This is a genomic window from Sutterella wadsworthensis 2_1_59BFAA (genome assembly GCF_000297775.1).
GTDB classification, from domain to species: domain Bacteria; phylum Pseudomonadota; class Gammaproteobacteria; order Burkholderiales; family Burkholderiaceae_F; genus Sutterella; species Sutterella wadsworthensis_A.
Genome location: NZ_JH815517.1, coordinates 60,230 through 80,534, shown reverse-complemented (window position 1 = coordinate 80,534; position 20,305 = coordinate 60,230). Strand labels below are relative to the sequence as shown.

The window sequence follows — 20,305 nt, the reverse complement described above, 5'->3', positions numbered from 1 at the left end:
TGCGGGAAATTATAACGGGACTCAACGCCCGTTTCGCTTAAGGAAAAGGCCGTTTTGCCCACGGAAACACAGGTTCCGCAATGCCCTCAGCCCGCGCTCAGCGGAGCGAGCCGAAGGCGTCCGAACCGCCCGCAGGCGCCTTGAAACGGGAGGCGACGGCAAAGGCAGCCGAGACGCCCATGCCTGCAAAAGTCCACACCTCGTCCCCCGTGACGTTGCCCACCAGGCCGCCGATGCCGCCGAAGACGGCGCCCGCCGTCCAGAGCTGTGCGTTGAGGCGCCTCACCCGCCCGATGAGCGCAATGAGAAGCGGCAGGGCCACTCCCGGCACGAAGAAAGAGTAGGCTGTGAGCAGCAGCCAGATGATGTCCTTCGAGACATAGACGGCCGCAGCGGCGGCAAATCCGAAGACGCCCACGAAGAAGCGCACGGCGTTCGTACGGTCTCCCGCCAGAAGGCTTCGCTCGACAATGCCGGAGGCCGAAAGAAGCACCGTGTCGGCCGACCCGCAGAGCGCGCTGATGAGGCCGAGCGCGAGCGCTCCCTTGAGCCAGGCGGGCATCTCCGAAGCACTCGAGAGCCAGCCCGCCACGGGCTGGGGATCCTGCAGATTGAGAAGCGCGAGCCCCGTCACGACGACGCCGAACCACACGAGGCAGGGCGAGGCGATCCAGGCGGCGAAACGAGCAGACTGTCCGTCTCTGGCCGTGAAGGTGCGTGAGAACATGTCGGGACCTACGACATAGGTGATGCCCACGAGAAGCATCATCCTGCCCAAATCCCACGGCCCGAACCTGTCGCCCAAGGGGACGGGATCAAGCGCCATTACGGCGTCGGGACGATCGCCGAGCAGCCAGAAGGCGGCGGCCGTGAATCCGCCCAGAAGCAGAACGGCCTGAAAGGCGTCGGTGCGGATCACTGCACTCTGTCCGCCCGTGATGGTATGCACGATCACAACGCCCGCGATCATCACATAGAGCACCTCGGCGGCGAGCGGGCTCGAGAGCGTCAGCAGGAGCGTGTGAAGCGCGACGAACTGCGCGGCCGTGACGGCGATCCAGGAGACCGCAATGATGACGCCCGCCCAGCGCTCAGCATTCCTGCCCGCCACGACGCCGACCACCTCGGGAAGCGTAACGGCGGGAAGCGCACGAATCTTCGGAGCGATCCATCCGTGAAGAAGAAGGCCGACCGCACCTACGCCGAGCCACCAGAAGGCGCCCGAACCAATCTTCTGCGCGAGGCTTCCCATGCCGAGCGTTGCGGACCCGCCAATGATGGTGCTCACGAGAGAGAGCGCGCAGAGAAGCGCGCCTGCTCGGCCGCCGCTCGTAAGAAAGGCGCGCCCCGAGCTCGAATGTCGCTCCCCGCAGAAGCCGAACCACATCAGAACGATCAGATAAATGAGCACAAGGCCTGTAAGCATGTTCACGACGATTTCTTCCTTTCCATTGTTTCAGGCAGACCGACTCAGACAAGCGAGAGCGTGCCCGCCGCCACGACGACGTAGCGCAGAAGCTTTCCCACGGCCACCCAGACTGCACAGCTTGCAGCAGGCATCCTGAGCCAGCCCGCCGCAAGCGGCAGGGCGTCTCCCACGACGGGCAGCCACGACAGAAGCAGCGCGGGCGCTCCCCATCGCCTGAGCCACACAAGCGCCCTGTCCGTCTTCTCCCTTTCGGGAATCAGTCGACCGATGAGCCACGTGGTCATCGCGCCGAGCGTATTGCCTGCCGTTGCAAGGAGCACGAGACGACAGAGGCGGGGCGTGTCGTCAGGCGTTTGCGACAGCGCCCCTGCCAGGAGCGCCTCGGATCCGCCAGGCATCAGCGTCGAGGAAATGAAGGCACTCGCGAAAACCGCAGCCTCGGCCCCTGCGCCCGACAGCCATTCAAAAAGAAAGTCCTGCATCGGACGCGGCTCCTTCGTGGGAATTCAAAAAACGAAACGCCGCCCCCAACAGGAGAGCGACGTTCCGATTATAGCCTGAAGCAGGGACCGTCCTTTCAGTCCCTGCTCATGTACAGGGTCAGAGACGGATGCGCTTCGTCGTTTCAGGATCGAACCAGTACACGTGTTCCGCCGAGAACTCGAGTCCCGCCCTGATGCCCACTTCCGGGATGTACATGTGGTTGTCGACGCGGAAGACCACGTTCTGCCCCAGCAGGACGCCGTGGATCAGATGATCGGCGCCGAGGGCCTCGACCGTCTCCACCTCGAAGGCGGCGAGTCCGCCCTCGGGACGGAGCGTCACGTGTTCGGGCCGCACGCCGAGCACCACCGCCCTGCCGGCAAGTGCCGTGCAGGGTTCGGGCAGCGACAGGACACCCGAATCGTGCTCGAAGTGACTGCCGTCTGCGGAGACGCGGCCGTGAACAAGGTTCATCGGAGGAGAGCCGATAAAGTTCGCGACGAACATCGTCTCGGGATCGTCATAGACCTCCTGAGGCGTGCCAACCTGCTCGGCGCGGCCTGCGTTCATCACGATCATGCGGTGGGCGAGCGTCATGGCCTCGACCTGATCGTGAGTGACGTAAAGACTCGTCGTCTTGAGACGGCGGTGCAGCTTCTGGATCTGCAGGCGCGTCTGCACGCGCAGCTTTGCGTCGAGGTTCGAGAGCGGTTCGTCGAAGAGAAAGACGGAGGGCTCGCGCACGATCGCGCGGCCCATGGCGACGCGCTGGCGCTGGCCGCCGGAGAGCTGGCGAGGACGGCGCGCAAGCAGGCCTCCGAGTTCGAGCATCTTCGCGGCCTCGTTGACGCGACGCTCGATCTCGTCCTTGGGAACCCCGCGGATCTTGAGGCCGTAAGCCATGTTGTCGAAGACCGTCATGTGCGGGTAGAGCGCGTAGTTCTGGAACACCATGGCGCAGTCGCGGTCCTTGGGTTCGAGATTGTTGACGACGCGCTCGCCGATGATGAGTTCGCCCGAGGTGATCTGCTCGAGGCCCGCCACCATGCGCAGCAGGGTCGACTTGCCGCAGCCCGACGGGCCCACGATCACGATGAACTCGCCGTCCCTGATGTCGAGCGAGATGCCGTGCACGACTGCCACGTCGCCGTAGCTCTTTCGGATGTCTTTGAATTGAATGTTAGCCATGTTGTCTGTCTCTTACTTTTCCGTGTCGACGAGGCCCTTGACGAACCAGCGCTGCATGACGGTCACCACGATGGCGGGCGGGATCATTGCAAGCATGGCCGTCGCCATGATGAGGTTCCATTCGTTGGCGGAGTCGCCGCCGCCGATCATGCGCTTGATGCCGATCACGATCGGGTACATGTCCTCGGACGTGGTCACAAGCAGCGGCCACAGGTACTGGTTCCAGCCGTAGATGAACTGAATCACGAACATTGCCGCGATGTTGGTGAGGGAAAGCGGCATCAGAATCGTGAAGAAGAAGCGCATCGGCCCGGCGCCGTCCATGCGGGCGGCTTCGGTGAGCTCGTCGGGAACGGTGAGGAAGAACTGCCTGAAGAGGAAGGTCGCCGTCGCTGACGCGATCACGGGAAGAATCAGGCCGCCCCAGCTGTCAAGAAGGTGCAGATCCGCCATCACTTCATAGGTGGGCGAGATGCGGACCTCGACGGGCAGCATCAGCGTGATGAAGATGAGCCAGAAGCAGAGCTTGCGGCCGGGGAACCTGAAGTAAACGATCGCGAAGGCCGAGACGAGCGAGATCAGGATCTTGCCGATCGAGATGCCCATGGCCATCATGAGCGAGACGAAGAGCATGCGGCCCACGGGGGCGCGCGAAGCGGTGCCACCGCCCTCAGTGAGGATCTGCATGTAGTTTTCGATGAAGTGGGCGCCGGGAAGAAGGCTCATGGGCGCCTGTTCCACTTCGACGGCGGTCTGTGTCGACGCGACGAACGCCACGTAGACGGGGAAGACCACCACGATCACGCCCAGAATCAGAATCAGGTGCGTGAAGAAATTGAGCCAGGGACGATTTTCAACCATCTGTCGTCTCCCGTCAGTAGTTGACGCGCCGCTCGATGAAGCGGAACTGGATCACCGTGAGGATGATCACCATCACCATCAGGATGACGGACTGTGCGGCGGAGCCGCCGAAGTCCATGTTGCGGAAGCCGTCGACGAACACCTTGTAGACGAGGATGTTCGTGTCCTGCCCCGGACCGCCCATGGTCGTCGCATCGACGATGGCGAACGTGTCGAAGAACGCGTAGACGATGTTCATCACGAGCAGGAAGAAGGTCGTGGGCGACAGCAGCGGGAAGACCACCGTCCAGAAGCGGCGGAAGGGACCCGCGCCGTCCATGGCCGCCGCCTCGAGCAGCGACTTCGGAATGGCCTGCAGACCTGCGAGGAAGAAGATGAAGTTGTAGCTCACCTGCTTCCAGACCGCCGCGATGACGAGAAGCGTCAGGGCCTGGTCCGCGTCGACCAGATAGTTCCAGTCGATGCCGAACATGCGCATCACGTAGGAGAGAACGCCGAGCGTCGGATTGAAGATGAACATCCAGAGGACGCCCGCCACGGCGGGGGCGACGGCGTACGGCACGATGAGGAAGGTCTTGTAGGCCGAGGCGCCGCGCAGCACGCGGTCCGCACAGACGGCAAGCAGAAGGCTGATCGCAAGGCCGAGGAAGGCCACGAGCGCCGAGAAGACCATCGTGATCTTGAAGCTCGAGACATAGTTCGGGTCGGACAGAAGCGTTTCAAAGTTCTGAAGACCCACGAATTCCGTGCTGAGCCCGAAGGGATCCTGCATCAGCACCGACTGGTAGATGGCCTGGCCGGCGGGCAGGAAGAAGAAGATGAGCGTAATGGCGAGCTGCGGCGCCACCAGCAGGTAGGGCAGCCAGCGGTTTTGGAATACGACTCGTTTTTCCACGTTGTTGACTCTGAGGATATTAAAAACCTAACCGCAAGCATCCCGCAAGACGGCAGGGCCGTGTGCCCTGACGTCTTCGGGATGCGGTATCGCAGCAGGACAGACGCCTTCAGGGGTTCGAGGGCGTCCGCGAGCTGTCGTCGGAAAGGGCTCGTGCTTACTTCGTCACGCGTTCAAAGCGGACGAGCTGCTCGTTGCCGCGGCGGACGACGGCATCAAGGGCCTCCTTGGCGGTCGCCTTGCCGGACCAGATCTTTTCGAATTCCTCGTCAACGATCGTGCGGATGTTGGGCAGGTAGCCGAGACGAATGCCGCGGCTCTTGTCGGTCGTCTTGAGCATCTGCTTGACGGCGACGTCTGCGCCCGGATTCTTTTCGTAGTAGCCGCTGGCCTTGGCGATTTCAAAGGCCTTCTGCGTCACCGGGAGATAGCCCGTGCGCATGTGGTTGTTCGCCTGAACCTGCGGGTCGGAGAGGTAGTGGAAGAACTCGGCGACGCAGCGGTTCTGCTCGTCGGACTTGCCTGCCATGGCCCAGAGCGAGGCGCCGCCGATAGCGGTGTTCTGCGGAGCATCAGGCACGCCCTCGTAGTAGGGCATCGGCATCGTCATGTACTCGAACTTCGCGTTGCGGCGGATGTTGCCGAGCGAGCCCGAGGAGCCCATGTTGATCGCGCATTCGCCCGAGTAGAAGGTGGCGTCGGCAAGATTGCCGCGGCCCTTGTAGACGAAGGTGCCTTCCTTGGCCATGCGGGCCAGATTTTCAAGGTGGCGCTGATGGAGCGGAGAGTTGACCATGAGGCGCGCGCCCGTGCCGCCGAAGCCGTTGTTGAGCGTGGCGTACTCGACGTTGTGCCAGGTGGAGAAGCTCTCGAGCTGGGTCCAGCCCATCCAGGAAGTAGTCATCGGGCAGGTTTCGCCCGCGGCCTTGAGGGCCTTGGCGGCCTTTTCAATCTCAGGCCAGGTGCGCGGGAGCTTGTCCGGCTCGGTCGGCAGGCCTGCGTTCTTGAACTTGGTGAGATTGAGGTAGAGAACGGTGGTGGAGGAGTTGAACGGATAGCTGAGCATCCTGCCGTCGGCCGTGGAATAGTAGCCGTAGACGGCAGGGATGTAGTCCTTGGGATTGAATTCGTAGCCTGCCTTGTCGAGAAGCTCGCCGACAGGAACAATGGCACCCTTGCTGAACATCATGGTTGCCGTGCCGACTTCAAACACCTGAAGAATGTTCGGGGAGCGTCCTGCGCGGTGGGCTGCGATGCCCGACGTCATCGTCTGGTCGTAGGTGCCCTTGTACGTGGACGTGAGATGACACTGCGGGGTCTTGGCGTTGAAGTCCTTGGTCACGTCGGCAACCCAGTCGCCGAGCGTATTGGCCATCGCATGCCACATCGTGATTTCAGTGGGAGCGGCGGAGGCCGCGCCCGCGGCCATAAGGGAAGCCGCCATCACGCCGGCAGCGACAAACTTTTTGCTCATGCTGTTCTCCTTTGAGCAGAGGGGGCCTTTGCCAGGCGCCGTCAGCAGCATCCGTCACCGGTCTCCGAGGGCACTTCCATGAAGGAGGAAAGGCAAACTCCTTGGACGAAAAGCCTTCGCCCGATTTTGGATCATAGGGGATGCCCCCTCCCCTGTCCATACGCCGATCGGTGGATGCGCCTACCACCAGATGCTGAAGCCGCCTCCAAAGTGCGCTCTGGCAGGCCTTCGCGGCATCATGATGGGATTTTCCCTACGAAAGGCGTTTTCTGCATCCAACTGCCTCAAACGGCGCACTTCGCCGAATAGTCGCGCGGTCCGAAGACGGCCCTGCCGACCCTCACCATGGTCGCGCCCTCCGACACCGCCTCGTCCATGTCGGCGCTCATGCCCATGGAAAGCGTGTCCATGCCGGGGTGCTTCACACGGAGCCGCTCGAAGAGTGCGCGCATGGCCGCAAGGGGCCTTCGACGAGATTCGCTGTCCGCCGCCGGCGCGGGAATCGCCATCAGCCCCCTTAGCCTCAGGCCCGGATAGCCGGCGATCTCGTCCGCGAAGGCCTCGACTTCGGAAGGCGCAACCCCCGACTTCGTCTCCTCTCCGTCGATGTTGACCTCGATCAGAATGTTGAGGGGCGGCATGCCAGCGGGTCTTTGAGCGGAAAGCCGCGACGCAATGCGAAGGCGGTCGACGGACTGAACCCAGTCGAAGTGCTCGGCGACGAGGCGGGTTTTGTTGGCCTGAAGCGGCCCGATGAAGTGCCACTCGCCGGGATCCTCCGGATGCACCGCACGAAAGTGCACGATCTTCTCCACCCCTTCCTGAACGTAGTTTTCCCCGAACGCCCTCTGACCGCAGGCATAGGCCTCCTCGCAGGCCTCGACGGGAAAGGTCTTCCCGACGGCAATGAGCCTGACGGAGCCCGCAGGCCTGCCCGCCGCACGCTCCGCGGCCGCAAGTTCCCCCCGCACCCGTTCCAGTCGTTCGGGCAGTCCCGGCTTGAGTTCGCTCACGATGCATTCTCCTGAAAGCTGTTCGAAGGAAAGGCGTCCTTCGTGCGCAACGACAGTCTAGCAAGGGTGGCGGCGCATCGGCATCGCACGAAGATTGACGATTTCTTGACCTCCGTCAAATTTTCAAATGCATCATTTTTCGGATTTGATCCTCTCGAAGCCCCCTCCGAACAGCCGTCCCCGCCGTTCTGACGCAAACACAGCTCACGCTGTCTTTTACGCAAACTGAAGCCCGGAGCGGATTTGCGAAGGCGCACAACTTGCGACACACTGCATCCTTTCATGATCCTGCAAAGACACGCAATCAACCACCAAAACAAATCTTTTACTTACTCTTCAACAAGATAGCAAGAATGAAATACAAGTGGATCACGCCAGAGGATCACGAGTCGATACGCAACAGACAGACTCAAAGTACACTGACCTTACGACGACAGCATCGTTCAAGTGTTACGTTCAAGCAAATTCAGGAGTACCAGCATGTCGACCGCCGCAGTCCTTTCCGACTTTTTCACCGCAGCCCTGAGAGAGGCTCGTTCCGAACGCCCTGCCAGCCTTGCAAGCCGCATTCCCGCGCTCGACGAACTGACGGAGGGCGGCTTTCCCGTGAACGCCCTGACCGAGCTTTTCATTCCGCACGCCGGCATCGGAGAGGTCCGCATGCTGCTTCCCGCTCTGGCATCCCTGAAGCACGTCACCTGGGTGCTGCCCTGCGACTCGGAGGCGGCTCCCTACGCGCCCGCCCTTGCCGACGCCGGCCTCGATCTTGACCGACAGCTCTTTTCCATTCCCTCTACGCCTGAAGAGGCCTTCTGGTGCGCGGAACAGGCCGCCGCCAGCGGAGAAACCTCGGCCGTCGTCGTCTGGCTCAATCCGCTCGTTCACGGGAAGGACGGTGCGGCCCTCGCAAGGCTCGACATGGCCGCGCACTCGACGGGCACGACGATCTTCCTCATCCGCCCCTCGAGCATGGCCTGCACGCCGTCCCCTGCCGAACTCCGTCTGATGCTGCGGCCGGGCAGGTCCGGCACCGTACACGTTCGAGCTACGCGACGCGGCGCATTCTTCGACCGCACGCGGGAAGCAGACGTCAGTCTGGAGGAAAGGCCCCTCGTTCCCGCCCCGCGCGCATGCCGCCGCAAAGTGCAACAGGCTCTCGCCTCGGCCCGTCTCTCTCCCGCCTGCTGAACGCAGCCCTCATGCTCGTCCATCAAGGAGTCCAGCTCATGAACATCGCCACCTGCGCCAAAACATCCCTCAAAGCCGTCGTCAGCGTCCCCGTCGGCATCCGTCTGCAGGAACTTCCCTCAATGGTCAAAAGTCTCAGCGCAGGGATTGCGGGCAACGCCGACTGCTCAGGCGGCGAACTCACTCTCACGCTCGAGGGGCTGGACGAAACCCGCAGGATCGTCGTCAGCGTCAATAACGGCAGCGCACGCGCCTTCACCGACGTCCTGACCGACCGACTGATCCGCACGCCCATTCCGGGAAGCCTGCGACGCATGACGCTCTCGCTTGAGCCCGAAATCTCTGATCTCATCAGGGACACGCCGAACGCTTCCGTCCCGACGGGGCTTGCCGCCCGACTTCAGGCACGCCTTGGTCCGGGACGCGTCTTCCGTCTCAGCAACCTCGATGAAGGCCTTCCCTCCACCTCGAGCCGTCTTGCTCCCGTTGCGGACGCCTTTGCGCGCAAGCCCATGAGCGCTCCTGCCGGCAAAGCAGACGTGAGGCCCACGATGCTTCTCTCTGATCCGCTACCGCTCCACGCTTCGGACGATGGACTTGCATGGCGTCAAGAGTCCCTGCGTCTGGTTGATGGTCCCGTGCGCCATGCCGACGACTCGGAGATCCGCGACTACTTTGTGGCCGAAAGTTCGAGCGGCCGCCGCGTCTGGCTTTACCGAACGGAGGATTCCGACAAGACGGAGGTCCGCTGGCACCTCCACGGGTTCTTTTCCTGAACCTATAATGAGCGGACTTCAATCCTCAGCAAGGGATCCGAGCCCGTGAAAGAACCCATTCTGCTGCACAGCTGCTGCGCGCCCTGTTCCTCCGCCATTCTCGAATGGCTTCTGCAGAACGACTACGCGCCTCACGTCTACTACTTCAATCCCAACATATTTCCTGAAGAGGAGTATCTCGTTCGCAAGAACGAGTGCATCCGCTACTGTGAAAAGCTTGCCGTTCCGTTCACGGACGGCGACTGGGACCACGCAGGCTGGCGCAACGCCGTCAAGGGACACGAATGCGATCCAGAACGCGGCGAACGCTGCAGGCTGTGTTTCGGCGTGCGCATGAGGGCCACCGCCGCCATGGCCGCAAAGCTCGGCATCAGGCGCTTTACGACAACCCTCGCAGGAAGCCGCTGGAAGCGCCTTGATCAGATTCGAGAGGCCGCGCTCGAAGCGGCTGCCCTGCACCCCGGCACCACCTACTGGGATCAGAACTGGCGCAAGGGCGGTCTGCAGGAGCGCAGGGGCGAGATCCTCAGAGAGGAAAACTTCTACAACCAGCTCTGGTGCGGCTGCGAATTCTCCATGGGACATCTTCGAGAACGCGATCCCTCCGACCTTCCCGCCCACATGAAGCCTTATCTTGAAGCACTGGGGCTTACGGGAAAGGGCTGACAAGTTTCAATGGACAGCGGGCCCGCAGTCTTCTCGGCTGCGGGCCCGCTGTCATTTCAATCCGGGTGTTTACTTCTCGTTGAGAAGCCCCTTCCTGACCTTGTAGTCGGCGAGCGCCCTCTGGGCTCTGGCCGCATCGGCCATCTTTTTGGAAAGCCCCGTGCAGGCATCCTCAGGCACCATGCGGTCATTCTCCCAGCGATAGCAGGTCACGCTTCCGTTGTCCCTGATCTCGGCGGCACCCCAGCTGCCCGCTGCGATGCCCGTATAGGAAACGATGAGGTCCATCGATTCGTTGGCAAACAGGTTGCGGCCTTCGTGAATTTCGGGCGTCCTGCCCAACACGACGCCTGCAATCGTCGGGAAGATGTCGCGATGCCCCGCCCAACGCGTGACGTCGACCTTCCCGGCGTCAGCCTCAAGGCTCTCTGGCGCCCAGATCAGAATCGGAACGCCATGCAAATGATGGGCGTAGCCGCCTGCGTACGACATGCGAAGATTGTGGTCGCCGGTCGCCACGATCAGAAGCTCGCGCTTGAGCGCGCCGCGTCTCATGTCATGCACGAATCCGCCCAGAGCATTGGCCGCGTACTGATAGGTTTCAAGAGAACCCGTCAGGATGTCGTACCTGTTGTCCGTGATGAAGGGCGGCAACTCCTTGTAGGAAACGGGATTGACCTTGACGCCGTCGGGCACCCTGTGCGGCGGATGATTGGCGGTGGAGAGCATCACGATAAAGAGCTTCTCCCCCTTCTGGTCCGCCTCCTTCAGAATCTCCTCCGCACGCTTGAACATCCAGGCGTCACCGACACCCCACGTGCCGTTCTCGACGCCGGGATAGCGGGACGACAGCTTGCCCGCACCGACAATCTCGTCGAAGCCCTGTTGCGGAAAATTGGTTTCGATCTGACGCCAGGCCTCGGGACCCGCCGTCAAGAAGATCGTCCTGTAGCCCGCCTTCTTGTACTCAAGCATGCGGGAGAAATCGAAGACGTGCCGGCCGTAGCGGCTCTGCGTGATCGGATTCAGGGGAGAGTCGAAAAGCAGGCCCTCGAGCGTCGGGAAGGTTGCCTGTCCCACACACAGCGACTGCTTGAAGACAAGCGCCGAATCGAGTTCGCCTGCCAGAGCACCCAGCGTGTCGTTGACACCGGGCTTGTGCGACTCGAACACGTCACGCCCCATGGACTCCATGACGGCCAGAACAACATGAGGCTGCGACTTGAGCGGCTTGCTCTGAGGCAGTACAGGGCGAACCTCGGCAATGAGAGCCTCAGCATCTGATGCCTTGCCAAAGCCCATCTGCTGGAGGGCGGCAATGGCGCCGCCCTTGAGTTCAAGCACCTGCATGCCCTTTCGGGCCTCATGGAAGGCAGCCATGCCGTTGGGAACAGTGGCGTTGATGAAGGCGTTCTTCGTAACGGAATAGCTCTGGATTCGAAGCGGGAAGGTGCCCAGGCTACCGCGAATGACAAGCGCCATCACGACAATCGAAAGAATCGAAAGGACGCCGTAGGCGGCCCTGCCGACCCTGCGCTCACGGCTGCGACCGAGAAGCATGGTGCACGCAAAGGGCAGAGCCGTGAAACCCGCCAGACAAAGCAGGTAGGTGAACACGGGCCAGTCCTTCATGATCGTGATGACGATCGCCTTCGTGTCGTCCTGAAGGAAGCCGAAGATGATAGGGCTGATGGGCGTTGCGTAGAAGCCGTAAAAGCCGAAGTTGATGACCGTCAGAAGCGCCGTCACAAACATGCCCACGAAGGCAAGAATGCGCGCCAGCTTCCAGAAGAAGGCCTTCCAGTAGGAAAGGAGAACGCAGATCCAGGCGGGCAGCAGCAGGATTGCCAGCCACTTGGCATCAACGCGAAGCCCCATCACCATTGCAGGTGCAAAGTCGCTCAGAAAGCCGAGATCGTCGTTTTTATAGGCGAAGAAGAAGACGATTCTCGCAATCGTCAGCAGAAGGAGTGCGGCGATGCCGAAAGCCGCTGCCCGGGCGCACCGCCCGAGCCAGTTAAAGGATTCTGTCATTGTCCGAAAGAGCCGTTGAATCATTGCAGGACCCGCATGGCACCGTGCCGTTGCAGGCCAAAGGGTGCATTCTACTTAGGCGCGAACTTTTTTTCAGTTCACAGGGCGATCATTTTTCCCCAAGAACGACGCCTTTCTGCACGAAACCTCCTCAATCTGTTGCGCTCCGAGCACGTCACGCTCCGGCCATGGCGAGTTCGGAAAGTATTTTTTGCCAAATTCGGAGAATAGGCGGAAAATTTCGGGATGCACATTCGCGGTCCCCGAATTCAGGAGGGACCGCCCATCACCAAGGCAACAACAATGAACGTTTTCCTCCTCATTGCGGCGGCAATCATCCTCATCGTCGTCCTGCTTCGCTTCAAGTGTCCGATCGGACCGGCCATTCTGGCCGGCGGCGCCCTTCTCTGGCTCTTTGAAGACCCCACTCTGCGCGCCCTCACCGAAGCCGGTCACGACATGCTAACGATGAACCGCACCTACGACCTCCTCTTTGCGCTCTACTTCGTGATGTGCCTTGAAATCCAGCTCCGCAGATCCGGCACGCTCAAGGGCATGGTCGACGCGCTCAACCGCTTCTTCTCCTCAACGAAAGTCGTCATCTCCAGCATGCCCGCCTTCCTTGGTCTTCTGCCCTCTGTCGGCGGCGCACGCTTTTCCGCTCCGATCGTCGAGACGGCCTGCGAAGGTATGGACATCAAGCCCGAAAGCAAGGCCGCCATCAACTTCTGGTTCCGCCACATCTGCGAGTTCGCCAGCCCCATCATTCCCGGCATGATCCTCGGCTGCGCCATCGCTCACGTGAGCGTCGCCGATCTCGTCATCCATCTTTTCTGGATGTCCGTCGTCGCCTTCGCCGCAGGCTGGTTCGTCATGGTCCGCCCGCTCAAGTTTGAGGAAAAGCGCCGCAAGGCCGAACTGTCGTCCGAGCAGCGCAGGACAGACCTCATCAACGTCGTGCTCGCCATCGCGCCCGTGCTTCTGAGCGTCGTTCTCATGATGGCCTTCAATCTCTCCGCCGCCCTCGCCATGGGCGCCGTGGTCGTGCTGCTCATCCCCGTACTTCTGATGATGAAGCGCGGCGTGAGCGTCAAGGACGTGTTCGTCGGCGCCGCCGACTGGCGTCTTCTCCTCAACGTCGGCTGCATCCTCTTCTTCATCCAGCTTCTTGAGGCCACGGGCATCCTGCACCAGATCATCACCTGCTTCGAAGGCTCGGCGCTTCCCGTGCCCGTCATCATCGCACTCACGAGCTTCGTCATCGGCATCCTCACCGGCATGAGCCAGGGCCACGTTGCCATCGTGATGCCGATCGTGGCGGGCCTCATGCCCGGCTCTCTTGATCTGGCCGGCGTCGCCATGGTCTTCGGTGTCGCAGGCCAGATGATCACGCCCACCCACGTCTGCCTCACGATCACGATCGACTACTTCAAGTCGGACTTCTTCAAGACGCTGGTGCCCGTCATCCTTGCGGAAGCCATCGTTCTCGTCGTCTTCTCGGTCTGGACCTGGCTCACCTGGGCTGCCTGACCGCATCCCTGATCCATCAGGCGGGGCCTGACGCTCACACGCGTCGGGCCCCTTTCTTTCCCCGCACTTCCTGATTTGACTTCCGCTTAACGTCAGTATCAGCAAACGGGGTAAAATATTGACTTTGTTCAGCTTTCAAGCCGCGCGTCCAACCCCGCGCGCGTCCGCTCCTCCGCGCCCGAAGCCGCAGCGCTCAGGCGGGACCCTTTTCAAACAACGAGTTTTAGTGATGAAGACGATTCGCACCCGCATTGCACCGAGCCCCACGGGCATGATGCATCTCGGCACCGCCCGCACGGCCATCTACTGCTGGGCCGTCGCCCGCCACTTCGGCGGCAAGTTCCTGCTTCGCATCGAGGACACCGATCAGGTCCGCTCCACGAAGGAGGCCGTTCAGGTCATTCTCGACGGCATGAAGTGGCTCAACCTCGACTACGACGAGGGTCCCGTCTATCAGATGGACCGCCTCGAGCGCTACCGCGAAGTCGTCGACCAGATGCTTGCCGACGGCCGCGCTTACTACTGCTACGCCACGCCCGAAGAGCTCGACGCCATGCGCGAAGAACAGAAGGCCAAGGGCCTCAAGCCCCGCTATGACGGTCGCTGGCGTCCTGAGAACTGTCAGGGGAAGCCCATCCCCGAAGGTGTGAAGCCGGTCATCCGCTTCCGTAATCCCGATGAAGGCGCCGTCACCTGGAACGACGCCGTCTACGGCACGATCACAGTCTCCAACAGCGAACTTGACGACCTGATCATCATGCGCAACGGCATTCCCACGTACAACTTCGCCGTCGTCGTCGACGACTGGGACATGGAAGTGAGCCACGTGATCCGCGGCGCTGACCACATCAACAACACCCCGCGCCAGATCAACATCTACCGCGCGCTCGGCGCTGAAGTGCCCGTCTTCGCCCACCTGCCGCTCATCAACGGTCAGGACGGTCAGAAGCTCTCGAAGCGCCACGGCACCGTCTCCGTGCTCGAATACGAACGTCAGGGCTACCTCCCCGAAGCCGTCTTCAACTATCTCGCCCGCCTGGGCTGGGGCCACGGCAACATGGAGAAGTTCACCCGCGAGGAGCTCGCCGAAGTGTTCGAGCTCTCCGACTGCTCCCGTGCCGCCGCCCGCATCGACTGGAAGAAGTTCGACTGGCTCAACCAGCAGTACATGAAGGAAGCCGACGCGAATCGTCTGGCCGATCTCACGAAGGCCCGCATCGAGGCCCGCGGCGGCAAGGTTGAAGGCGGTCCCGATCTCGCGGCCGTCTGCGAACTGCTGAAGTCCCGCTCCACCACTCTCGAAAAGCTGGCCGACGCCGCCCTCTTCTTCTACGTTGAACCCAAGGTCAACGAAGAGGAAGCCGCCAAGGTCCTCGCCGACGGCGGTCGCGAAGCCCTCAAGCTCTTCGGTGAAAAGCTCGAGGCCATCTCCGACGTTACGCCTGAGGCCGTCTACGGCTGCATTCAGGCCGTGATGGAGGAGCAGGGTATTGCGATGAAGGTGCTCGCCAACCCGCTCCGCGTCTGTGTCTGCGCCGCCGATCGCACGCCGCAGATCGACAAGACGCTCTGCCTCATCGGCAAGGAAGAAGTTCTCGCCCGCATCGCCCGCGCGCTCTGATTGCCGACAGAGGCAAAAGGCTGATCAGTTGAAGCTCAGTCCGCAAGCATGCGGACTGAGCTTTATTTTCATCCTTATTACGCAAAACATTGACTTAACGCAAATTCCGATCTGCAACTTCTGGAAAAACGGCGTATAGTTCATTCCCTACGAAACAACGTCCCTATCGTCTAGTGGTCCAGGACCGCAGCCTCTCACGTTGCTAACGCGGGTTCGAACCCCGCTGGGGACGCCAACTCAACCTCCGCAGTATCTTGAACTGACGGAGGTTTTGTTTTATCCGGCAAGCCCTCTCCTCCCGCCGCTTTTCTCCCCGACATTCTTTTCTCCCGCTCATCTGCCTGATCTTCCCTCTCCCAACGCAAACCAAACCGCCGCCTGAAACACTTCTCAGGCAGCGGAAACAGAGACGTCAACGGGAGTTATACCATCAGAGACCGCCCGCAAGCAGGGCGAGAACGCCGCCATGGGCGCGCGTGCGAACACCGTGCACGGGTTTGCGCACGGTTTGAACGGAGGAAGTGCGGGAGGAACGACTGGAACGAGGCTTTTCGCCCGCCTTGCGCACGCTGACGCTGCCGTCGGCTTCAACGACGAACTCCACGCAGGAGCAGCCTTCCTCGAGTCCGAGAAAGTCACGAATTTCCTTGGGGATCGTGACCTGCCCCTTGATGGTAAGACGATGCGACATATGCTTCTCCTTCATGCAGATAAATGTTGATGGATGTGCATGCCGCGGAGCTTTTTCGGTCAGGGGCCTCATCCTCGATGAAGCTACGGTCCTGATGCGAAAAAGCCTCCCGCAGCGTACACGCATGTCGAGAGGCATTGCCATTCTCCGTATGTTTGTCGGTGCGCGATGAGCTACCGGCCACATGGCCTCCCGCGGAGGCCACCACCTTGCCCGGAGGCGGGCAGGTTGGCGTGAGGGCTTTTAGGAAAGTCCTCATCTCTTCATGCTGTCGAATTAATATACACGTCCGAGGCACTTCGTCGCAACACGCCTACCATGGATAGGTGATGGACAAAGTGCCTAGACGAGCTGATCATTTCGATCAATCGCGTCGACGGGGAAAGCCGCAAAGCAGAACCGCCGCCTGTCGGGGCTTTCGAACGGTCTCGCGCTCGAAGACTCGAAGCTCTTCGGGCTTGCCCGAAGCGCCGCTGCGCTCACGATAGGGCGTGTCGAAGATCGGATCTCGGTTGCGCTGGGAGGGTGGCACATATGCACGGGCACGCTCCTTGGCGAGACGTTCATCCTCGGGCGTATCGACGCGCTCGATCTCGCGCTCGCCACGTCGTTCGGGACGCTCTCCTGAGGCGCGGCGCATTTCCGAACGAGCCTGACGCGAGAGCGGGCGCAGAGGCTTCTGTTCGAAGGTCTGCCTCGTGAGCTTCTCGATGGCGTCGACAAGACGGCCGTCTTCGCGCGTCGCGAGCATGATGGCAAGGCCGTGGGAACCGGCTCGACCGGTACGGCCGATGCGGTGCACGTAGTCCTCGGCGCTGAACGGAACATCATAGTTGATGACGCAGGGCAACTCCTTGATGTCCAGACCTCGTGCCGCGACGTCGGTCGCAACGAGAACATGGATGGCGCCCGACTTGAAGCCGTCGAGCGCCGCCTGACGCTCCTCCTGCGTCTTGTCGCCGTGAATGGCGTCTGCATTGATCCCGACGCGCTCAAGCGTGCGGGCAAGGCGACGGCAGGTGATCTTCGCGTTGACGAAGACGATGACCTGCTCGAGCGGCTTGTTTTCGGGACCTCGCGTCTTGAGGATGTCGATCAGCACGTCCGTCTTCTCGCGATCCGCGACCTGAAAGACCTCCTGAGTAACCGTGTCGGCCGTCTGATTCTGACGGGCGACTTCGATCATGAACGGATCGGGCTTGAGGAAGTTCTTCGCGAGCCTGGCGATGTCGGGCGAGAACGTAGCCGAAAACATCAGACTCTGACGGTTGGCCGGCAGAAGCTTGAGGATGCGGCTGATGTCAGGCAGGAAGCCCATGTCGAGCATGCGGTCAGCCTCGTCGAGCACGACGACCTCGACCTGAGAGAGATTCGTCGCGCGCTGCTCGATATGGTCAAGCAGACGGCCCGGCGTCGCCGTCAGAATTTCGACGCCGCGGCGGAGCATGTCGGACTGCGGACGAATGTCGACGCCGCCGTAGACCACACCGACGCGCAACGGCGTGTCCGCCGCATACTGCGTCATGTTGGCAGAGACCTGATCGGCCAGCTCGCGCGTAGGCGTCAGAATGAGCGCGCGCACGGGATGACGGGCGGGCGACATCGAGGTGTTCGCATGCGGAAGAATGCGGGCGATGAGCGGGAGACCGAAGCTCGCCGTCTTGCCCGTGCCCGTCTGGGCTGCGCCCATCACGTCTCCCCCCTTCATCACCACGGGAATGGCCTGAAGCTGAATCGGCGTCGGCTCCTTGTAGCCGATGCGTTCGATGGCGGACATGATGCGGGAGTCGAGATTGAATTGTGCGAACGATGACATGCTGCTGGCGTTCTCTTGGAATGGCTCTTGAGTGTGGGCGGCGTCGCAAGGGCACTTGCTGAACGCCTGAAAACCGTTATTTTAGCGGGATTCCGCACGTGGCGCAGTTTTCGGCCACCCGCATCAGGGCGGCGCGTCCTCCCGAAAACGCGAAAAGGCTCCCGAAGGAGCCTTTTCAGGCGACTCCGCACGAGGCGGAGTCAAGGGGATCAGTTCTCAGTCAGGTAGTCGCGCAGACGTTCCTGGAACTCGGGACTGCGAAGCTTGCGGATGGCCGCCGACTCGATCTGGCGGACGCGCTCGCGCGTAAGACCGAGCGCATGGCCGACTTCCTCAAGCGTGTGGTCCTTGTTCGTCCCGATGCCGTAGCGCAGGCGAAGCACCTGAGCCTCACGGGGAGCGAGATCGTCAAGCGACTTCTTGATGCATTCGATCATCGAACGGTCCTGGAAGGCACGGCTCGGATCGTCATGTTCATCGCCGCGCACGAAGTCGAGCTTCGTCGCATCCTCGTCATCACCGATTGGTGCGTCGATGGACTCGACGCCGCGCATAGCCTGCGTGAGAAGCTGCACCTTGGCGAGAGGAAGCTCGGCAAGATCGGCAAGCTCCTGCTCGGTCGGCTGCCGGCCGTGCTCCTGCAGGAAGTGCTGCTTGTGACGGCGGATCTTGTTGTAGGACTCCGTCATGTGGACCGGAATGCGGATGGTGTTGCCGAAGTCGGCCACGGCACGCGTGACGGACTGACGGACCCACCAGGTCGCATAGGTCGAGAACTTGTAGCCTCGGCGATACTCGAACTTGTCCACAGCCTTCATCAGACCAAGGTTGCCCTCTTGAATCAGGTCGGTCATCGCGAGACCGCGGTTGACATAGCCCTTGGCGATCGAGATCACCAGACGCAGGTTCGCCTCGATCATGCGGGCCTTGGCCTGCATGAGATTCGTCTGCGCAAGCCTGAACAGACGGGCAAGTTCGCGCTGGCTGGCGATCGTCATCATCGCGCGCTCCTCGAAACCGCGCAGATGACGCTGCTCCTCGTGCAGAACGCCAAGGTTGCGCGCAACGGCAGGCGCCCACGGCGTCTCGCTCTCGGCGATGGCCTCAAAAAGCCCGTCGGCGGTCGGATCACCGTTGATCACGTCAAGCGTGGCGCGCTGCGGCATGCGGCACTGGTCGGCAAGAACCCTGCGGACGTTCTTGAGGGACGTCGTCACCTCGTCCATGTGCTTGGAGATGTCCTCGGAGAGCTGCGTGACAACCTTCACGGAGAAGCGCACGGGCGCGAGGAGCTCGGCGATGGCGGCGCAGGCGGCCTTGTAGGCCTCGGCGTCGCCCTTCGGGCCGAAGTTGGCGCGAACGGTCTCAAGATGCCTGCCGCAATTCTCGAAGATATCGAGCACGCGAGCGCGCATCTCCTCGAGCTGGTCGGCCGTCATGGCGGCGGCGCCGATGTCGGTGGCGATGTCGTCGCCGTCAGAGGAGACGGCGTCCACTTCCTCGAGGTTGTCCGTAAAGCCGTCGACGAGCGTGTCGACGGAGACGGACGTATCCTTGAGGGTTTCGGCCATCTTGCAAAGCTCGGCCACGGCCATCGGATACTGCACGAGCGTCGAGACAAGCCTGCCCGTGAACATTTCGATCGACTTGGCAACCTCGATTTCACCCGCACGGGTGAGAAGCTTGTGCGAGCCCACGCCGCGCAGATAGGCGCGGAGCGGATCCTTGGAGAGGCCTGCGGACTCCTCGGGCGTCAGCATGGCGGCGGCGTCATCCTCGTCGATGTCCTCGGCCTCGTCGACGCCGTTGCCGGTGATGAGAAGGTCGTCTTCGTCGGGACGCGTCTCGAACACCTTGATCGAAAGGCGGCCGAGCGCCTCCGTGATCTCCTGCACGTTTTCGGCCGTACGCACGGCGCTTTCAGGCAGGTGGTCGTTGATTTCCTCAACCGTCACCCAGCCGCGGGAGCGGCCGAGACGCACCAGAGCGCCGTAGCCATTGCCCGCCGTCACCGAACGGCGGCTGCCAGAAGCCGAACCCTGTTCCTCGGAACCTTCGTCCTCCCACTTGTCGAGTTCTGCGGCTTCATCGTCGATGGAAGAGTCCTCCTCCATTTCGTCGATGTCGTCATCATTCTCAAAAGCGTCTTCGTTCGTCTTCATCTGTTCCAATCTCTCGTTGGCGGGGCTCTTATTGTTGCAATTGCCCCGCTTCTTCCTAATTTCTCCGGACCGCCTCGGCGCCGCCCTTCTCCCGCATCCTCCTCTCGTCCGCCCGAATCATTCTGTCTTCTCGGGGCCTGCCGACTATCGGCCTGGGAACCATGCATCCAGGGAAAAGCAGCCGGTCATCCTCGCAGCCCGGCGCTGCATCGATTATTTTTCGTCCTACGTCAGCGCGCTTCGTGCCGTCGCTGCCTGATCTCCCGTTCTCTTCCGGAGCAACGCGATCCTGCGCCTCCGGCGGTCCAGACCGCACGACGCCTTCCGCGACAGTGTCGGCAGACACCGTCATGGGCGAAAAAGGCGGATAGCTTAACACTGCGCCATACTCTTTTCAAGCAGAAAAAGCAACAAACGGCGAAACGCCGCCCGTCGCCCTCCCGTCAGGGCCTCCGAGCGGCACGGGCGCCGTATTTGA

16 protein-coding genes, 1 tRNA gene and 1 riboswitch are annotated in these 20,305 nt (G+C 61.6%); of the genes, 6 read left to right on the top strand and 11 right to left on the bottom strand.

What is annotated here, in order from left to right:
- Positions 1 to 97 precede the first annotated feature (97 nt).
- The 7 genes from HMPREF9465_RS07665 to HMPREF9465_RS07635 form a co-directional block, all read right to left on the bottom strand.
- The gene (locus HMPREF9465_RS07665) at positions 98 to 1,426 is read right to left on the bottom strand and encodes a sodium:solute symporter family protein (protein WP_231289372.1); all 1,329 of its coding nucleotides are present in this window, start codon (positions 1,424 to 1,426) and stop codon (positions 98 to 100) included.
- A gap of 44 nt (positions 1,427 to 1,470) precedes the next feature.
- Positions 1,471 to 1,911, bottom strand: coding sequence for a YqaA family protein (locus HMPREF9465_RS07660; RefSeq protein ID WP_005435697.1), 441 nt, complete (start codon positions 1,909 to 1,911; stop codon positions 1,471 to 1,473).
- A gap of 118 nt (positions 1,912 to 2,029) precedes the next feature.
- Positions 2,030 to 3,100: a sn-glycerol-3-phosphate import ATP-binding protein UgpC gene (locus tag HMPREF9465_RS07655; protein ID WP_005435694.1), complete on the bottom strand. Its 1,071-nt coding sequence runs from the start codon at positions 3,098 to 3,100 to the stop codon at positions 2,030 to 2,032.
- A 12-nt stretch (positions 3,101 to 3,112) separates the two neighbouring features.
- Complete coding sequence (ugpE, locus tag HMPREF9465_RS07650) at positions 3,113 to 3,961, bottom strand: sn-glycerol-3-phosphate ABC transporter permease UgpE (RefSeq protein WP_005435693.1); 849 nt, start codon at positions 3,959 to 3,961, stop codon at positions 3,113 to 3,115.
- Positions 3,962 to 3,974: 13 nt separating this feature from the next.
- Complete coding sequence (gene ugpA / locus HMPREF9465_RS07645) at positions 3,975 to 4,856, bottom strand: sn-glycerol-3-phosphate ABC transporter permease UgpA (RefSeq protein WP_005435691.1); 882 nt, start codon at positions 4,854 to 4,856, stop codon at positions 3,975 to 3,977.
- A gap of 157 nt (positions 4,857 to 5,013) precedes the next feature.
- On the bottom strand, positions 5,014 to 6,330 hold the full coding sequence (gene ugpB, locus HMPREF9465_RS07640; RefSeq protein ID WP_005435689.1) for a sn-glycerol-3-phosphate ABC transporter substrate-binding protein UgpB: 1,317 nt from the start codon (positions 6,328 to 6,330) through the stop codon (positions 5,014 to 5,016).
- A gap of 284 nt (positions 6,331 to 6,614) precedes the next feature.
- Positions 6,615 to 7,343, bottom strand: coding sequence for a YggS family pyridoxal phosphate-dependent enzyme (locus HMPREF9465_RS07635; RefSeq protein ID WP_005435688.1), 729 nt, complete (start codon positions 7,341 to 7,343; stop codon positions 6,615 to 6,617).
- A gap of 480 nt (positions 7,344 to 7,823) precedes the next feature.
- Here HMPREF9465_RS07635 and HMPREF9465_RS07630 point away from each other — a divergent pair, with 480 nt between their 5' ends.
- Genes HMPREF9465_RS07630 through HMPREF9465_RS07620 form a run of 3 tightly spaced genes read left to right on the top strand, consistent with a single transcriptional unit; the run spans position 7,824 to position 9,973 of the window.
- Positions 7,824 to 8,531 carry a hypothetical protein gene (locus HMPREF9465_RS07630; RefSeq protein ID WP_005435687.1) on the top strand — a complete coding sequence of 236 codons (708 nt, stop codon included), beginning with the start codon at positions 7,824 to 7,826 and terminating at the stop codon, positions 8,529 to 8,531.
- A gap of 38 nt (positions 8,532 to 8,569) precedes the next feature.
- Positions 8,570 to 9,307, top strand: a complete 738-nt coding sequence (locus tag HMPREF9465_RS07625) for a hypothetical protein (protein ID WP_005435686.1) — start codon at positions 8,570 to 8,572, stop codon at positions 9,305 to 9,307.
- Between the two features lie 45 nt (positions 9,308 to 9,352).
- Entirely contained in the window at positions 9,353 to 9,973 is a 621-nt protein-coding gene (locus HMPREF9465_RS07620) for an epoxyqueuosine reductase QueH (RefSeq protein ID WP_005435685.1), read from the top strand.
- 69 nt (positions 9,974 to 10,042) lie between these two features.
- On the opposite strand, the gene HMPREF9465_RS07615 is transcribed toward HMPREF9465_RS07620, so the two are convergent.
- Complete coding sequence (locus HMPREF9465_RS07615) at positions 10,043 to 12,007, bottom strand: LTA synthase family protein (RefSeq protein WP_005435684.1); 1,965 nt, start codon at positions 12,005 to 12,007, stop codon at positions 10,043 to 10,045.
- A 303-nt stretch (positions 12,008 to 12,310) separates the two neighbouring features.
- On the opposite strand from HMPREF9465_RS07615, the gene HMPREF9465_RS07610 reads away from it, so the two are divergent.
- From HMPREF9465_RS07610 to HMPREF9465_RS07600, 3 genes are all read left to right on the top strand, one after another.
- On the top strand, positions 12,311 to 13,537 hold the full coding sequence (locus HMPREF9465_RS07610) for a DUF401 family protein (RefSeq protein WP_038007210.1): 1,227 nt from the start codon (positions 12,311 to 12,313) through the stop codon (positions 13,535 to 13,537).
- A 229-nt stretch (positions 13,538 to 13,766) separates the two neighbouring features.
- Positions 13,767 to 15,158, top strand: a complete 1,392-nt coding sequence (gene gltX / locus HMPREF9465_RS07605) for a glutamate--tRNA ligase (protein WP_005435674.1) — start codon at positions 13,767 to 13,769, stop codon at positions 15,156 to 15,158.
- A 159-nt stretch (positions 15,159 to 15,317) separates the two neighbouring features.
- Positions 15,318 to 15,393, top strand: a tRNA-Glu gene (locus HMPREF9465_RS07600).
- A gap of 195 nt (positions 15,394 to 15,588) precedes the next feature.
- On the opposite strand, the gene HMPREF9465_RS07595 is transcribed toward HMPREF9465_RS07600, so the two are convergent.
- The 3 genes from HMPREF9465_RS07595 to HMPREF9465_RS07585 all read right to left on the bottom strand — a co-directional run bounded on the left by HMPREF9465_RS07595 (position 15,589) and on the right by HMPREF9465_RS07585 (position 19,827).
- Entirely contained in the window at positions 15,589 to 15,849 is a 261-nt protein-coding gene (locus HMPREF9465_RS07595; protein ID WP_005435672.1) for an AbrB/MazE/SpoVT family DNA-binding domain-containing protein, read from the bottom strand.
- A gap of 141 nt (positions 15,850 to 15,990) precedes the next feature.
- Positions 15,991 to 16,123, bottom strand: a riboswitch (SAM-I-IV-variant riboswitch).
- A 90-nt stretch (positions 16,124 to 16,213) separates the two neighbouring features.
- Complete coding sequence (locus tag HMPREF9465_RS07590; RefSeq protein ID WP_005435671.1) at positions 16,214 to 17,665, bottom strand: DEAD/DEAH box helicase; 1,452 nt, start codon at positions 17,663 to 17,665, stop codon at positions 16,214 to 16,216.
- A 209-nt stretch (positions 17,666 to 17,874) separates the two neighbouring features.
- Positions 17,875 to 19,827, bottom strand: a complete 1,953-nt coding sequence (locus HMPREF9465_RS07585; protein ID WP_005435668.1) for a sigma-70 family RNA polymerase sigma factor — start codon at positions 19,825 to 19,827, stop codon at positions 17,875 to 17,877.
- Positions 19,828 to 20,305 lie beyond the last annotated feature (478 nt).

Bases quoted from the DNA above. Each gene is read 5' to 3' on its own strand.
- HMPREF9465_RS07585 (WP_005435668.1), bottom strand. From the start codon at position 19,827: ATGAAGACGAACGAAGACGCTTTTGAGAATGATGACGACATCGACGAA.
- HMPREF9465_RS07625 (WP_005435686.1), top strand. From the start codon at position 8,570: ATGAACATCGCCACCTGCGCCAAAACATCCCTCAAAGCCGTCGTCAGC.
- ugpE (WP_005435693.1), bottom strand. From the start codon at position 3,961: ATGGTTGAAAATCGTCCCTGGCTCAATTTCTTCACGCACCTGATTCTG.
- HMPREF9465_RS07590 (WP_005435671.1), bottom strand. From the start codon at position 17,665: ATGTCATCGTTCGCACAATTCAATCTCGACTCCCGCATCATGTCCGCC.
- HMPREF9465_RS07660 (WP_005435697.1), bottom strand. From the start codon at position 1,911: ATGCAGGACTTTCTTTTTGAATGGCTGTCGGGCGCAGGGGCCGAGGCT.
- HMPREF9465_RS07610 (WP_038007210.1), top strand. From the start codon at position 12,311: ATGAACGTTTTCCTCCTCATTGCGGCGGCAATCATCCTCATCGTCGTC.
- gltX (WP_005435674.1), top strand. From the start codon at position 13,767: ATGAAGACGATTCGCACCCGCATTGCACCGAGCCCCACGGGCATGATG.
- HMPREF9465_RS07665 (WP_231289372.1), bottom strand. From the start codon at position 1,426: ATGCTTACAGGCCTTGTGCTCATTTATCTGATCGTTCTGATGTGGTTC.
- HMPREF9465_RS07655 (WP_005435694.1), bottom strand. From the start codon at position 3,100: ATGGCTAACATTCAATTCAAAGACATCCGAAAGAGCTACGGCGACGTG.
- HMPREF9465_RS07615 (WP_005435684.1), bottom strand. From the start codon at position 12,007: ATGACAGAATCCTTTAACTGGCTCGGGCGGTGCGCCCGGGCAGCGGCT.
- HMPREF9465_RS07630 (WP_005435687.1), top strand. From the start codon at position 7,824: ATGTCGACCGCCGCAGTCCTTTCCGACTTTTTCACCGCAGCCCTGAGA.
- HMPREF9465_RS07595 (WP_005435672.1), bottom strand. From the start codon at position 15,849: ATGTCGCATCGTCTTACCATCAAGGGGCAGGTCACGATCCCCAAGGAA.
- ugpB (WP_005435689.1), bottom strand. From the start codon at position 6,330: ATGAGCAAAAAGTTTGTCGCTGCCGGCGTGATGGCGGCTTCCCTTATG.